Source organism: Arthrobacter sp. Cza30, assembly GCF_059090765.1.
The window spans coordinates 33,038-46,539 of sequence record NZ_JBNHGA010000007.1; the positions used below are offsets into that span (position 1 = coordinate 33,038).

Sequence of the window (13,502 nt, forward strand, 5' to 3'; positions counted from 1 at the left end):
CCCTGCGCGCACGGGCGGTTCCCGGCCGGGTGGGCCCCGCTCGCTCCGGGATGGGCGTGCCCCCACAGCACGTTCAGGCTGCGGCCGACGCCAGCCTTTCCAAGATCTGGCGGGCCGTGGCGCCGTCCTTGGTACTCCAGAAGGGCGGCAGGGCGCTGCGGAGGAAGTTCCCGTAGCGCGCTGTCGCCAGCCGGGAGTCCAACACGGCCACCACCCCGCGGTCGTTGGAGGCGCGGATCAGCCTGCCGGCTCCCTGGGCCAGTCGCACGGCCGCGTGGGTCGCCGAGACGGTCATGAAACCGTTTCCCCCGGACTGCGCCACGGACCGGGTGCGGGCAGTCGTGAGCGGGTCATCCGGCCGGGGGAACGGGATCCGGTCGATGACCACGAGCCGGCACGCGGAACCGGGAACGTCGACGCCCTGCCAGAGCGTCATCGTGCCGAACAGGCAGGTGTCGGGCTCTTCGGCGAATTGGCGGACCAGCGCGCCCATCGACGATTCGCCCTGGCACAGGATGGTCAGGTCGGTGCGCGCGCGCATTTCGGCCGCGGCTTCTTCTGCCGCACGCCGCGAGGAGAACAGGCCCAGGGCGCCGCCGCGCGAGGCCAGCAGCAGCTCCTCGAGTTCATCGAGCTGTTCCGGGCTGGTGCCCCGGCCCGGCTTGGGCAGATGCGACGCCACGTAGAGCACGCCCTGCCTGGGGTAATCGAAGGGGCTGCCCACGTCCACGCTGGAATAGGCGGGCGCGCCGGCTCCGAGCAGTCCGAGCGACCCGGCGACGGCGTCGAAGGTTCCCCCGACCGATAACGTCGCCGATGTCAGCACAACGGTATGTTCGTCGAACAAGCCCTCACGCAGCCGGGACGCCACCGAGAGCGGTGCTACGTTCAGCGTTGCCGGCTGGTCGTCATTCGCGGCGTAGTCGCCGGTCTCGCCATAGGTGCTGGGACGGGTCGCCCAGATGACCTCCCGGGAGTCCGGTGCGGACAGCAGCCGTTCAGCCAGCTCCAGCACGGCCGAGAGCCGTGAGCGCGCCATCTGCCGTCCGCCGTCCGCTGCCCCCGCACCCTCGGGCTTGGAGTCGGAGAGCGCCGCGCGGGCCGCTTCCCGTACCTGCGCGAGCACCAGCTCATGCTCCTCGCGGAGGCCGGCCGCCAACAAGCCGGTCGGCACCGACTGCAGGACGTCCTCCAGGGCGTCGGCGGCGGAGTTCAAAGGCTCCACGCTGATCCCCGTGTGTTTGCGCGCCGTCGAGGCGGCGGTACGCACCATGGCGGCGGAGAGTTGCCCCGCGACGGCGCTGGTGACCCGGTCCTGCAGCTCATGGGCCTCGTCGATGACCACCACGTCATAGTCCGGGAGTACCGCGACGCCCTCGAAGGCGTTGATGGCCAGCATGGCGTGGTTCGTGATCACGATGTCAGCCTCTGCCGCGCGGCCCCGGGCCAGTTCGCTGAAGCACTCGGCGGCCAGGGGACACTTCTGGGCGCCCAGGCATTCCATCGAGCCGACGGAGACCTGCCGCCAGGCCCGGTCGCTGACACCGGGCACCAGTTCATCCCGGTCCCCGGTTTCGGTCTCCTGTGCCCACTCGCGCAGGCGCACGACTTCCTTGCCCAGCGCGCCCGAGGCGCCGGAAGCGGACACTGCGCCGGCCGGAGCAGGATGCGGAACCGCGTCCTCGCCGAGGCTGAACAGTGCCGCCGGCGCGTCCTCGTCCGGAAAGCCGCCCGCGAGCTTGTGCAGGCAGAGGTAATTGTTCCTGCCCTTGAGCAAAGCGACGTCCAGCGGCCTGGGAAGCTCGTCGGCGACGGCCTCCAACAGCCGGGGCAGATCCCGCTTGACGATCTGCGATTGCAGCGCCAACGTTGCGGTGGAGACGATGGCCGGCTTCTCCCCCTCCAGCGCCTGGACCATGAGCGGCACCAGGTAGGCCAGCGACTTGCCGGTGCCCGTGCCCGCCTGCACCAGCAGGTGTTGCCGGCGCTCGAAGGCCTCGGCTACTTTCGCCGCCATCTCGTGCTGGCCGGCACGGTGCTGCCCGCCCATCTCCTGAACGGCGACATCAAGCAGCCGCAACGCCTCACCGGCGGGAACCTGGAGGTCAGTCATGCCGGAGGAACTGTTCCAGCTCCGATGCCAGGCCCTCGCGCACCATCACGTCGAGCCGCGTGCCGTCCCCGCCATGCTCCATGGAGAGGATCTCGGCGTCTTCGTTGTGCAGGCGGCTAATCACTTCGCCACGGTCGTAGGGCACCAGCAGTTGCAGCTTCACACTGGGCCGCGGGATCGTCTCGCTGACGAGCCGAAGCAGCTCATCGATGCCCTGCCCGGTCCGCGCCGAGACCACGACGTGCCGCGGTTCGCGCTGGCGCAGTCGCTCGACCACGAAGGGATCGGCGGCATCGGCCTTGTTCAAGACGACGATTTCCGGAATGTGCCGTGCTTCGATTTCGGTCAGCACCTCGCGCACTGCGGCGATCTGGCCCTCCGGGTCGGGATGCGAGACGTCGACGACGTGCAGGATGACGTCGGCGTCGGCAACTTCCTCCAGGGTGGAGCGGAAGGCTTCCACCAGCTGCGTCGGCAACGACCGGACGAACCCTACCGTGTCGGCGAGCGTGTAACCGATGCCGTCCGGTGTTTCCGCCCGGCGGACGGTCGGATCCAGGGTGGCGAAGAGCGCGTTCTCGACCAGCACGCCCGCATCCGTCAGGCGGTTGAGCAGCGACGACTTGCCGGCATTGGTGTAGCCGGCGATTGCCACCGACGGCACGGCATTGCGGCGGCGGTTGGCGCGCTTGGTTTCCCGTGCGGGCTTCATGGCGGTGATCTCCCGGCGCAACTTCGCCATCCGGGTGCGGATGCGCCGGCGGTCCAGCTCGATCTTCGTCTCACCGGGCCCGCGGGAACCGATGCCGCCGCCGGCCGCCCCCACGCGGCCGCCGGCCTGCCGGGACATGGACTCGCCCCAGCCTCGGAGCCTGGGCAGCAGATACTCAAGCTGGGCCAGCTCTACCTGGGCCTTGCCTTCGCGGCTCTTGGCATGCTGCGCGAAAATGTCCAGGATGAGCGCGGTGCGGTCAATGACCTTGACCTTCACGATGTCTTCCAAACCGCGGCGCTGCGACGGCGACAACTCGCCGTCGACAATGACCGTGTCGGCGCCGGTGGACATCACAATGTCGCGTAGTTCCTGGGCCTTGCCGGAGCCCAGGAAAGTCCCCGGATCCGGCTTTAACCGGCGCTGGACAATACCGTCCAGCACCTCGGAACCGGCTGTCTCCGCCAGCGCTGCCAGTTCGCGCAAGGAATTGTCCGCGTCGTCGGCCGTGCCTTCGGTCCAGAGACCGGCGAGGACGACCCGCTCCAGGCGCAGCTGCCGGTACTCAACCTCGGTGACGTCTTCAAGCTCGGTGGACAGGCCGGCCACGCGCCGCAGGGCGCGGCGTTCTGCGAGATCCTGCTGGTCGCCGTCGAATTCGGAATGCTCGGCATCAAGTTCGGAGAGTGCCTGGGCTCTGCCGCCGACGCCCTGTTTGCCTCGCGCCGCGGTGTCGCGGGCCAGGATACGGTCGATGACCGCCTGGATCTCATCAGGCGTCATTTCCGGTTCCGGTGTCGGCTGGGGGTGGTTGGTGGTCATGCTCTCCTTCGAAATGTCCGTGGTCTTATCGTAGTCCTCCGGGATGCGACCGGCAGAGCCCGAAGATGCAGTTTGTGGATGATTCGCCAAAAGTCCTCCTGGCATGGGCCCGGGCACTGCCGGGCGGGAAATGCGGGCTGCCGGCGCCGGCCGGGCGGCAGGGCAAACAGCGGGTGCCGGGGACCGCCGCAGCCCTTGCGGCGGCTGCGGCACCGGATCAGAAGGGACTCGAGAGAGCCTTCGGGAACGGTGATTGCCCGGCGGCCGGGGAGGTCAAGGCCTCAACCATCGGCACGCGCTGTCCGGGTGCGAACGGGGACAGCAGGTTACGGCGCAATCACAGGTTTTTCATGCCTCCCACGGTATCAGAGCCGACGTTGCTTAGGTGGGCCTAGATACCGATTCCGCGGTCGGCGCACTAATCTGGCCGATTATGGGAACAGAGCACTACTTCAGCGCGCAACCAGGCAATCCCGAGGTTCGCCGCACCCTCGCCGTCGAGCTGGATGGCCGCATGCGGCAGCTGCAAACAGCTGGAGGCATCTTCAGTCCGGACGGCCTCGACAAGGGCACGGCCGTGCTTCTGGATGAGGTCCCCCCGCCTGCTCCGGAAGGCAACCTGCTCGACGTCGGCTGCGGGTGGGGACCGCTCGCGCTCACCATGGGGCTGAAGTCCCCCGATGCCACGGTGCTGGCCGTGGATGTGAATGAACGCAGCATCGCGCTGACCAACGACAACGCCGCGTCCCTGGGGCTGGCCAATGTCCGTGCCTGCCGCCCGGAAGACGTTGACCCGGCCCTGCAGTTCCACACCATCTGGTCCAATCCTCCGATTCGGATCGGCAAGAGCGAGCTTCACGAACTGTTGTTGATGTGGCTGCCCCGCCTCGCACCGGGGGGCACCGCCTGGCTGGTCGTCCAGAAGAACCTCGGGTCGGACTCGCTGCAGCGCTGGCTCGCGGCCGAACTGCCGTCGGACTACACCGTCAGCCGTGAAAGCACCGCTAAGACGTTCCGGGTGCTCTGCGTACGGCGGGCCGGCTGAGCGGCTTCGGTCAGGCCACCACGCCTCGGGACACGAGCACGGCGGGGCCACTCAGCTCCACATGTTCCCGCCCGTCGGCTGCGGGGATGAACCGGACCCGGACAACGCCGCCCGGAACTCCGACCTGCCAGTCGTCCGGCGCGCCAGCACCCGCCCAGTAGCGGATGGCGGCGGCTGCAGCACAGGCGCCGGTCCCGCAGGACTGGGTCTCCCCCACCCCGCGCTCGTGCACGCGCATGCTGATGTGCCCGGCGCCGTCGGCGACGAGGGGTTCCGCCGGCACGACAAACTCAACGTTCGTTCCGTTCTCCGGAACCGGATCCACCGCCGGCGCGTGGAACAACTCGGTGGCGGCCAGTTCTTCGAGCCCGGCGAGGGCGACCACGGTGTGCGGGTTTCCCAGACTCACCGACAGTGCCGGCCGCGGCACCTGGAGACCGCCTGCGCTGACCGTCGAATCCATCGCCCTGGCGGCAGCCTCCGCCGGATAGATGAACTCCCACGGCCCCATGTCCACGGCGTAGCCGTTGGCTGACCGGCTGACGATTTTGGTTCCCGCCCGGGTCCCGATGGTCAGCGATTCCCCCGCCCCCAGCTGGACGAGTCCTTCGGCCAGCAGGAAGTGCACGAAGACGCGGACCCCGTTGCCGCACATTTCCGAGGTCGAGCCGTCGGCATTGTAGTAGTCCATGAACCACTCGGCCTCCGGCGCGCTCTCCAGCAGCTCACGGCCCTCGGGCAGGTGCCGGGACCGGACCGCACGGATGAGCCCGTCGGCGCCGATGCCGAGGTGGCGGTGGCAGAGGCCGGCGACCGCCTCGGCCCCGAGGTGCTTGGCCCCATCGGGATCGGCAATGAGCACAAAGTCGTTGCCGGTGCCGTGTCCCTTGGCAAAGGGCAGCCCGGCGAGGGCCGACAGATGATCAGGCATGGGGTTGTTCACGGCTCAAGCTTAGCGATGTGCGCCGCCGCCTTGTCCGCCGCCAGCGGATCCTCCCAGTCCAGCCAGTGGATCCTTGGATCGGCGCGGAACCATGTCAGCTGGCGCCGGGCGAACCTGCGGGTGGCGGCAATGGTGTCCTCGGCGGCCTCGTCCCGGTTCCATTCACCGTCCAGCACCTTCAGGAACTGGGCGTAGCCGAGCGCGCGCGAGGCGGTCCGGCCGTGGCGCAGGCCCTGCCGGTCCAGTGCCGCGACTTCCTCCAGCAGCCCGCGTTCCACCATCGTATGGACGCGGCCGGCCAGGCGGTGCTTGAGCCGCTCGCGGTCCACCCGGAGGCCGATCTGCACGGTCGGGCGGACATACTCCCGCTCGGGCATGTAGGAGCTGAACGGACGCCCGGTCAGTTGCCGCACTTCCAGCGCCCGGATGACCCGGCGGGCGTCGGCCAGCCGCCCGCCGGACACCGGGTCGACCTGCCGCAGCCGCTCCCGCATCGCTGCGAGGCCGAGCCTTTCCAGCTCCTCTTCCAGGCCGCGGCGCAGGACCGGATCGGTACCCGGAAACTCGATCGCATCCAGGGCGGCCCGTACATACAGTCCGGAACCACCGACGAGGATGGCCCGGTGCCCCCGTCCGTGCACGCCGTCGATCGCTTCCCTGGCCTGTTGTTGGTAGGCGGAGACACTCGCCTCTTCCGTCACGTCGAGGATGTCCAGCAGGTGGTGCTCGATTCCCTGCCGCTCGGCCGGATCCATTTTGGCCGTGCCGATATCCATGCCGCGGTAAAACTGCATGGCGTCGGCGTTGATCACCTCCCCGCCCAGCCGCCGGGCCAGCGCGACGGCGAGATCCGATTTTCCGGAGCCGGTGGGACCGACGACGGCGATGACCGCCGGGCCGGCCGGCGCTGGTGGGTGGACCGGCATCGCCGTCAGGCGGTTCGGCCGGGCAGCGCGGGCATGCCCAGCGACACCTGGGAGGGCTTGCCCGGGGCGGCCGGTACCGCACAGGAATCCGCCTGGGAGCGGTCCCACGCATCACCGGCGCGCGAGCGGCGCAGCTGGTAGTCCGCTTCGGAGGCCGGGTCGGCGATCAGGTGGAACGGTGCCGCCTCGGTGACGGTCACCGTGACCAGATCGCCCGGCCGCGGCGCCGGCGCACCCGCGGGCACGGAAAAGTGCACCAGCCGCTGGTCCCGGGCCCGCCCGGAGAGCCGGTGGGTTGCCTCCGCCTTGCGTCCCTGCTGCGCGGTCACCATGACCTCGAGCCTGCTGCCCAGTTGTTTGGCGTTCTCTTCGGCAGCAATCCGGTCCTGCAGGGCAATCAGGCGCTCGTAGCGTTCCTGCACCACGGCCTTGGGCAGCTGGTCCGGCAGTTCCGCGGCCGGCGTGCCGGGCCGCTTGGAGTACTGGAAGGTGAAGGCACTGGCGAAGCGGGCCCGCTTTACCACGTCCAACGTGGCTTGGAAGTCCTCCTCCGTCTCCCCCGGAAATCCGACGATGATGTCGGTGGAGATGGCGGCGTGCGGAATCCGTTCCCGGACCTTTTCAAGGATGCCGAGGAACTTGGTGGACCGGTAGGACCGGCGCATGTCCTTCAGGACCTTGTCCGACCCGGACTGCAGCGGCATGTGCAGCTGCGGCATGACGTTGGGTGTTTCGGCCATGGCGTCGATGACGTCGTCGGTAAACGCAGCCGGGTGCGGGCTGGTGAACCGGACGCGCTCGAGGCCGCTGATGTTGCCGCAGGCGCGCAGCAGCTTCGCGAAGGCGCCGCGGTCGCCGAATTCCACGCCGTAGGAGTTCACGTTCTGCCCCAGCAGGGTGACCTCGATGGCGCCGTCGTCGACCAGGGCCTGGACCTCCGCCAGGATGTCCCCCGGCCGGCGGTCGCGTTCCTTGCCGCGCAGCGAGGGCACGATGCAGAACGTGCAGGTGTTGTTGCAACCGACCGAGATGGAAACCCACCCGGAGTACACCGCGTCGCGCTTGGTGGGCAGCGTCGAGGGGAAGACATCGAGCGACTCGAGGATTTCCAGCTGCGCTTCGTTGTTGTGCCGGGCACGCTCCAGCAGGGCGGGAAGCGAGCCCACGTTGTGGGTGCCGAACACGACGTCGACCCAGGGCGCCTTCTGGAGGATCGTCTCCCGGTCCTTCTGCGCCAGGCAGCCGCCGACGGCGATCTGCATGCCGGGGTTGCGTTCCTTCACGGGGGCGAGCTGGCCGAGGTTGCCGTACAGCTTGTTGTCGGCGTTCTCCCGCACCGCACAGGTATTGAACACCACGACGTCGGCCTGCCCGCCTTGGGACTCGACCATGCCGGCTGCTTCGAGGAGCCCGGCAAGCCGCTCGGAATCGTGTACGTTCATCTGGCAGCCGAACGTGCGCACTTGGTAGGTGCGGGCTTCGTGCTGCGTCTCGATGGGCGGGGCTGGGGCAGTCAAACTCACGTTACAAGGGTACGGCCTGTGGCGAGACCGGCCACAATTCGCAGGGCGGGTAAATCAGTACCAGCTGTTGTCTAGCTGGAAGTCCAGGGCCAGGCACGGCGAACCGTACCGGGACTCGATGTAATCCAGGCCGCGGTCGAGCCGGATCCGGAAAACGTACCCGCCGCCGGTCGATTTCTCGACGCCGGCGTTTCCTTCCGATTCCTTGTTCCAGAGCTCTTCGAGGCAGGCCAACTCCCCGGCACCCCAGCCGGGGGCCGGGATTGCGGCTCCGGCGTCGTCGTCGGCCGGCCCCGGGTCGTTCGTCGGTGCTTCAGCAGGCGGCCGGGAGCCCCCCTCGTTTGCCGCGGCGCCGGCCGCCGGATCCTGTTCTTCGTCCGGGCCGGCTGCAGCCCGTTGATTGGCTGCGCCCGGTGCAGCTTGTTCTTCGGCCGCGCGCCCGGCAGCTGCCTTCCCGGCCGGGTCCGTCGACGCGCCGTCCCGGGCCGCACCCGGCTGCGCCCCGGCGGCGCCTTGTTGGCCTGGACTCGTTGGTCCGGAGGCTCCCGTCTCCGCAACCTCTGCTGCAGGGGTTGCGGCTGCCTGACCGGCGGCAGTTTCGTTTTCGTCCGCCTTGCGCGGCTCCGATGCCCGCGCGTCCTTTTGCGCGGCCGCGTCGGTGGAAGCTCGTTCCGTTTGCTGGCTCTGGGACGCACGCGTTACCGGCCGCTGCCCCTCGTCCGGGTCGCTCCAACCCATCAGCTGCTTCACCGGGTCTGCGATGAACCCCGCCGCCGCGGACGGGCTCTGGCCGTCGTGAAGGGCACCCGCTGCCCCGGTGGCGCCGAGGGCAGCGACAGAGCCGAGAGTCAGCCCCGCCGCGATCCGAAGGCGGCGCCGCCTGCGGGTGCTCCGGCGTAGCTGGGTGGATTGGCGACGTTCATTCTGCGATGGGCTCACAGTCCCAGAATGATACGTTCAATTTCAGAAAGTCACAATTCCATAACGGAAGGCTCAGTACCCCTGGTCGGCGGCGTTGCCGAGTTCCTCGTCCGCGACCCGGTAGGCCAGGGAGGGCGGATAGCCCTTCCGGGCCAGCATCGAAACCAACCGCCGCAGATGCTTGTCCCTGGCCGACCGGTCGTTCAGTTCCCAGTCGGGACGGATCTTGCGGCGAACGAGTTCCCGCGCGGCGTCCAGCTCGTCGTCGGGCGAAAGCTGGTCAAGTGCCTGCTCGGCGATGTCGCCGGTGATCCCCTTCTCCGCGAGTTCCCGCCTGAGGGCAGCGCGTGCCAAGGAACGGGTCTGGGAGCGGCTGCGCACCCACATTTCGGCGAACTCGGCGTCGTCGATGAGATTGACTTCTTCGAATCGGTCGAGCACCGCCTCGGCGACGTCGTCCGGGACGCCGCGCTCAGCCAGCTTTGCGGCCAGCTGCGCGCGGCTTTTCGGGGACCGCGTCAGCGCGCCCAGCACAATCGAACGTGCCACCGCGTGGGGATCCGCCTCGGGCGCCAGGTCGGCCGGGCTGCCCGGCGTTGGCCCGGCGGCCGGACCGTTCCTGCGGGCCACCTAGAATCCGTCGACTGCCTTGAGCTTCGGCCCGCCTTCTTCTCCGCTGTCCGGAACGGGGTCGATCCCGAGCTTCTGCCGGATTTTGCGTTCCAGCTCGTCGGCCAGGTCCGGGTTGTCGATCAGGAACTTACGGGCGTTTTCCTTGCCTTGGCCCAGCTGGTCGCCGTCGTAGGTGAACCAGGCGCCCGACTTCTTGACCAGCGAATGTTCCACGCCCATGTCGATCAGGCTGCCCTCGCGGGAAATGCCATGGCCGTACAGGATGTCGAACTCTGCCTGCTTGAAGGGCGGAGCCATCTTGTTCTTGACAATTTTGGCGCGGGTGCGGTTGCCCACCGGGTTGGCGCCGTCTTTCAGGGTCTCGATGCGGCGGACGTCGATGCGCACGGAGGCATAGAACTTCAGCGCCTTACCGCCGGTGGTGGTCTCCGGGCTGCCGAAGAACACGCCGATCTTTTCGCGCAGCTGGTTGATGAAGATGGCCGTGGTCTTGGACTGGTTGAGCCGCCCGGTAATCTTTCGCAGGGCCTGGCTCATGAGGCGCGCCTGGAGCCCCACGTGGCTGTCACCCATTTCGCCCTCGATTTCCGCGCGGGGCACGAGGGCCGCGACGGAGTCGATCACGATGATGTCCAGCGAGCCGGAGCCAATCAGCATGTCCATGATTTCCAAGGCCTGCTCACCGGTATCCGGCTGCGATACCAGCAAGGCGTCGGTGTCAACGCCAAGCTTCTTGGCATATTCGGGGTCCAGGGCGTGCTCGGCGTCGATGAAGGCTGCGATGCCGCCGTTCTTCTGCGCGCTGGCCACGGCATGAAGCGCCACGGTGGTCTTACCGGAAGATTCCGGACCGTAGATTTCCACCACGCGGCCCCGCGGCAGGCCGCCGATGCCCAGCGCCGCGTCCAAGGTGATCGAACTGGTGGAGATCGTTTCGATGGGGGCGCGCGTGTCGTCGCCGAGCCGCATCACCGACCCCTTGCCGAACTGCTTGTCGATCTGCGCCAGCGCAGCTTCCAGTGCCTTCTCGCGGTCAGCTGGTGCGGCCATTGTTCACCTCAGTCTCTTGCGGCCCTCGGGCCTTTTTTTCTTGACGTCTTCCGACCGTAACCGCCGGTTCGGACAAAATGGGATCGGCAGCGGAGCGTGTGGATGATCCGTCCACTCGGGGGTCTGTGTAGAAGCTTAGCGGGATCCGAACACACTTTCGAACATATCGGCATTTGGCGCGGCGTGTCTGTTCAGCCGCGCGGCTCACGGTCCTTGCCCCAGCGCCGCTCGGGCGGAACGTCCTGGACGTCGCAGAGGGCTAGCCACACGGTTTTGGGCGGGATGCCCGCGGACAGCGCTTCGGCCGCGGTGCGGCCCCCGAGCTGACCCAGCACCAGGTCGGCCGCCAGGACATGCGAGTATGCGGGACCGAATTCATCGTCCATCAACCGCCAGAAGTCACTGGTTCGCACGCGTCCATCTTCTCACGTGTCCGTCCGGCCTCAACCGGACCGGGCGGAGATTCGGCGCCATCGGAATACGCGTCGGCGCGTCAGGCCGCCGTTGCCCTGCGTGTGCATGCTGCTCATTACAATGAGCCCATGACAGACCACGCCACAGGCAGCGCAGATGCAGGGTTCGATGCGGCCATCGAAGCACTGGAACGGCAGCTGAGCCTGCTCTGGCGCCGGGCCAGGGCGAATTCGCACCGGGTGGCACGAAACGTCCACCCGGACATGGAGCCTGCCGCCTACGGACTGCTGTTGATCCTGCAGCGGGAGCGCTCCATGCGGCTGACCGAACTGGCGGCCGCCATCGGCGTCGGCAAACCCTCCGTGAGCCGCCAGATCGCCATGCTTGAGCAGTTGGGACTGGTTGGCAAGGAGGCGGATCCACTGGACGGACGGGCCCAATCCATCACCTTGACTCCGGCCGGGCTGGAAAAGCTGGCCGAGGCACAGGCCGCCCGCAAAGTCGCCTTCCACGAGCGCCTTGGCGACTGGTCCGTCGAGGACCTGTCCACGCTGGGACAGCTGCTGGACCGGCTGAACGCTTCGTACGCCAACGAGCCGCCCGTCCACTAACCGCAGCCTCCCGGGACGGGCAGGCGCGGCCGGGCAACGGCTGGCACAACAAAAACCGGCCGGTCCGCCACGGGGCGGAACCGGCCGGTTCACGTTTTCGGGTCAGTAGCGGGCGGAAGCCAGTCCGCGCAGCTCGTCGGGCAGCTCGTCCGGAATGGCCCCGACAAACTCCCGGGACAGTTCCTGCGGAACGGTGTCGGGAATGACGACGCCCTCGGCGTCCGCGACCCGGTCGCTGACTTCCCGGAGCATGTGCGACAGGGGAACGTCCAAAGCCGAGCAGATCGAGGACAGGAGTTCCGACGATGCTTCCTTCTGGCCGCGTTCGACTTCGCTCAGGTATCCGAGGGAGACGCGGGCGCTGTGCGACACTTCTCGAAGGGTGCGTCCCTGACGCTGCCGGACATCGCGGAGGACGTCGCCAATCTCGTGTCGTAGCACCACCATCTTGCGCTCCTTCTGCTCCGTACGCGGTTCTTCGGCCAATCCCACATCACGCCAACGGACTACACCGTTTACGGACACGGGCTGCTTTACCATCTGTATCGCCTTGCTCCCTCATGAGGTGTGCGGCTCGCGCCGCTGTCTTCCAAGCCTAGGCCAACAACGTAACAGTTGCTGACACCCTTTGATAACTACTGAATCAAAGTTTTTGTTCCCGGGCCCGAATCTCCGGTGCCGGCGGGACCGGGGGCCGCGTCGATCGCGAGGCCCAGTTGTTCGATGGCCGCTTCGCACGCCAGCCGCCGGATGCGGGCGCGGTCCCCCTCGAAGCGGTATTCGACGGCGCGCGTGCCTTCCGGAGACGCTACACCGATCCACACGGTTCCCGCCTCCCGTCCACCGTGCGGTTCCGGTCCCGCCACCCCGGTCGTGGACACCGCGATCTCGGCCTGCAACACGCGCCTGGCGCCGTCGGCCATCTGGCAGGCAACCGCTTCCGTGACCGCGCCCTCGCGCTCGAGCAGGCCCGCGTCGACGCCGAGCACCGCCGTCTTGATCAGGCTCTGGTAGGACACCACGCCGCCGCGGAGCGTGCCCGAAGCTCCCGGAACGGTGGCCAGCTCCGCCGCCACCATTCCCGCCGTCAGTGATTCGGCCGTGGCCAAGGTCACCTTCCGCGCGATGGCGGCTCCTACGACCACGGAGGCGGGCGTGGTCACGGCCGGCCCTGCGGCTTCGCGAGGGCGGCGCGGCGCAGCGCCACTGCCTTGACCACGTAGTCGATGCCGGTTGCCACGGTCACGACGACGGCGACCGCCATGACGGCAAAGGCGACCCAGACGGCCCAGGACCCGAGCCACGCCTCCAGCGGCAGGAGGTACAGGAAGATCGCCAGGGTTTGCAGCACGGTCTTCAACTTGCCGCCGCGCGAGGCCGGCATGACGCCGTAGCGGATGACGACGAAACGCAGCAAGGTGATGCCCAGCTCCCGGACCAGGATGACGACGGTGATCCACCACGGCAGGTCGCCCAGCACCGACAGGAGGATCAGGGCCGCACCAATCAGGAGTTTGTCGGCGATCGGGTCGGCTATCTTGCCGAAGTTGGTGATCAGGCCCCGGGACCGGGCCAGGTCGCCGTCAAGCTTGTCGGTGTAGATTGCGACGGCAAAAACCGCCACCGCCAGCCAGCGGAACACCTGCCCTGCCCCGGCGTCCGCCAGCAGGAACCAGATGAAAAACGGGACCAGCAGGATCCGCACGGTGGTGAGGACGTTGGCGATATTGAGCAGGGGCACGGGCCGGGACACTGAATCAGTCACGGTTTCAAGGCTACCCGCCCGCCG

The 13,502-nt window shown here is 68.1% G+C and carries 14 protein-coding genes; 2 read left to right on the top strand and 12 right to left on the bottom strand.

What is annotated here, in order from left to right; translation table 11 throughout:
• Positions 1–73 precede the first annotated feature (73 nt).
• Together AC5RVZ_RS22975 and hflX are read right to left on the bottom strand one after the other, a co-directional pair.
• A complete protein-coding gene (locus AC5RVZ_RS22975; protein WP_494067966.1) occupies positions 74–2,113 on the bottom strand; it encodes an ATP-dependent DNA helicase in 2,040 nt (679 codons plus the stop codon).
• A complete protein-coding gene (hflX, locus tag AC5RVZ_RS22980) occupies positions 2,106–3,647 on the bottom strand; it encodes a GTPase HflX (protein ID WP_494067967.1) in 1,542 nt (513 codons plus the stop codon). The genes AC5RVZ_RS22975 and hflX overlap by 8 nt, the downstream gene beginning before the upstream one ends.
• Positions 3,648–4,080: 433 nt before the next feature.
• Here hflX and AC5RVZ_RS22985 point away from each other — a divergent pair, with 433 nt between their 5' ends.
• Positions 4,081–4,692: a class I SAM-dependent methyltransferase gene (locus AC5RVZ_RS22985; RefSeq protein ID WP_494067968.1), complete on the top strand. Its 612-nt coding sequence runs from the start codon at positions 4,081–4,083 to the stop codon at positions 4,690–4,692.
• 10 nt (positions 4,693–4,702) lie between these two features.
• Here AC5RVZ_RS22985 and dapF read toward each other — a convergent pair whose 3' ends face one another.
• The 7 genes from dapF to AC5RVZ_RS23020 all read right to left on the bottom strand — a co-directional run bounded on the left by dapF (position 4,703) and on the right by AC5RVZ_RS23020 (position 11,101).
• Positions 4,703–5,623: a diaminopimelate epimerase gene (gene dapF, locus AC5RVZ_RS22990; RefSeq protein WP_494068281.1), complete on the bottom strand. Its 921-nt coding sequence runs from the start codon at positions 5,621–5,623 to the stop codon at positions 4,703–4,705.
• An 8-nt stretch (positions 5,624–5,631) separates the two neighbouring features.
• Complete coding sequence (gene miaA / locus AC5RVZ_RS22995) at positions 5,632–6,561, bottom strand: tRNA (adenosine(37)-N6)-dimethylallyltransferase MiaA (RefSeq protein ID WP_494067969.1); 930 nt, start codon at positions 6,559–6,561, stop codon at positions 5,632–5,634.
• A gap of 5 nt (positions 6,562–6,566) precedes the next feature.
• The gene (miaB, locus tag AC5RVZ_RS23000) at positions 6,567–8,084 is read right to left on the bottom strand and encodes a tRNA (N6-isopentenyl adenosine(37)-C2)-methylthiotransferase MiaB (protein WP_494067970.1); all 1,518 of its coding nucleotides are present in this window, start codon (positions 8,082–8,084) and stop codon (positions 6,567–6,569) included.
• Positions 8,085–8,138: 54 nt separating this feature from the next.
• A complete protein-coding gene (locus AC5RVZ_RS23005) occupies positions 8,139–9,023 on the bottom strand; it encodes a hypothetical protein (protein ID WP_494067971.1) in 885 nt (294 codons plus the stop codon).
• 54 nt (positions 9,024–9,077) lie between these two features.
• Positions 9,078–9,554 carry a regulatory protein RecX gene (locus tag AC5RVZ_RS23010; protein WP_494067972.1) on the bottom strand — a complete coding sequence of 159 codons (477 nt, stop codon included), beginning with the start codon at positions 9,552–9,554 and terminating at the stop codon, positions 9,078–9,080.
• Between the two features lie 81 nt (positions 9,555–9,635).
• Positions 9,636–10,688 carry a recombinase RecA gene (recA, locus tag AC5RVZ_RS23015; protein WP_494067973.1) on the bottom strand — a complete coding sequence of 351 codons (1,053 nt, stop codon included), beginning with the start codon at positions 10,686–10,688 and terminating at the stop codon, positions 9,636–9,638.
• Positions 10,689–10,879: 191 nt separating this feature from the next.
• Positions 10,880–11,101, bottom strand: a complete 222-nt coding sequence (locus AC5RVZ_RS23020; protein WP_494067974.1) for a DUF3046 domain-containing protein — start codon at positions 11,099–11,101, stop codon at positions 10,880–10,882.
• A 129-nt stretch (positions 11,102–11,230) separates the two neighbouring features.
• Here AC5RVZ_RS23020 and AC5RVZ_RS23025 point away from each other — a divergent pair, with 129 nt between their 5' ends.
• Positions 11,231–11,713, top strand: coding sequence for a MarR family winged helix-turn-helix transcriptional regulator (locus AC5RVZ_RS23025; protein ID WP_493977755.1), 483 nt, complete (start codon positions 11,231–11,233; stop codon positions 11,711–11,713).
• 102 nt (positions 11,714–11,815) lie between these two features.
• Here AC5RVZ_RS23025 and AC5RVZ_RS23030 read toward each other — a convergent pair whose 3' ends face one another.
• From AC5RVZ_RS23030 to pgsA, 3 genes are all read right to left on the bottom strand, one after another.
• Positions 11,816–12,253 carry a helix-turn-helix domain-containing protein gene (locus tag AC5RVZ_RS23030; RefSeq protein ID WP_493977754.1) on the bottom strand — a complete coding sequence of 146 codons (438 nt, stop codon included), beginning with the start codon at positions 12,251–12,253 and terminating at the stop codon, positions 11,816–11,818.
• A gap of 95 nt (positions 12,254–12,348) precedes the next feature.
• Entirely contained in the window at positions 12,349–12,876 is a 528-nt protein-coding gene (locus AC5RVZ_RS23035) for a CinA family protein (protein WP_494067975.1), read from the bottom strand.
• The gene (gene pgsA / locus AC5RVZ_RS23040) at positions 12,873–13,478 is read right to left on the bottom strand and encodes a CDP-diacylglycerol--glycerol-3-phosphate 3-phosphatidyltransferase (protein ID WP_494002402.1); all 606 of its coding nucleotides are present in this window, start codon (positions 13,476–13,478) and stop codon (positions 12,873–12,875) included. The genes AC5RVZ_RS23035 and pgsA overlap by 4 nt, the downstream gene beginning before the upstream one ends.
• Positions 13,479–13,502 lie beyond the last annotated feature (24 nt).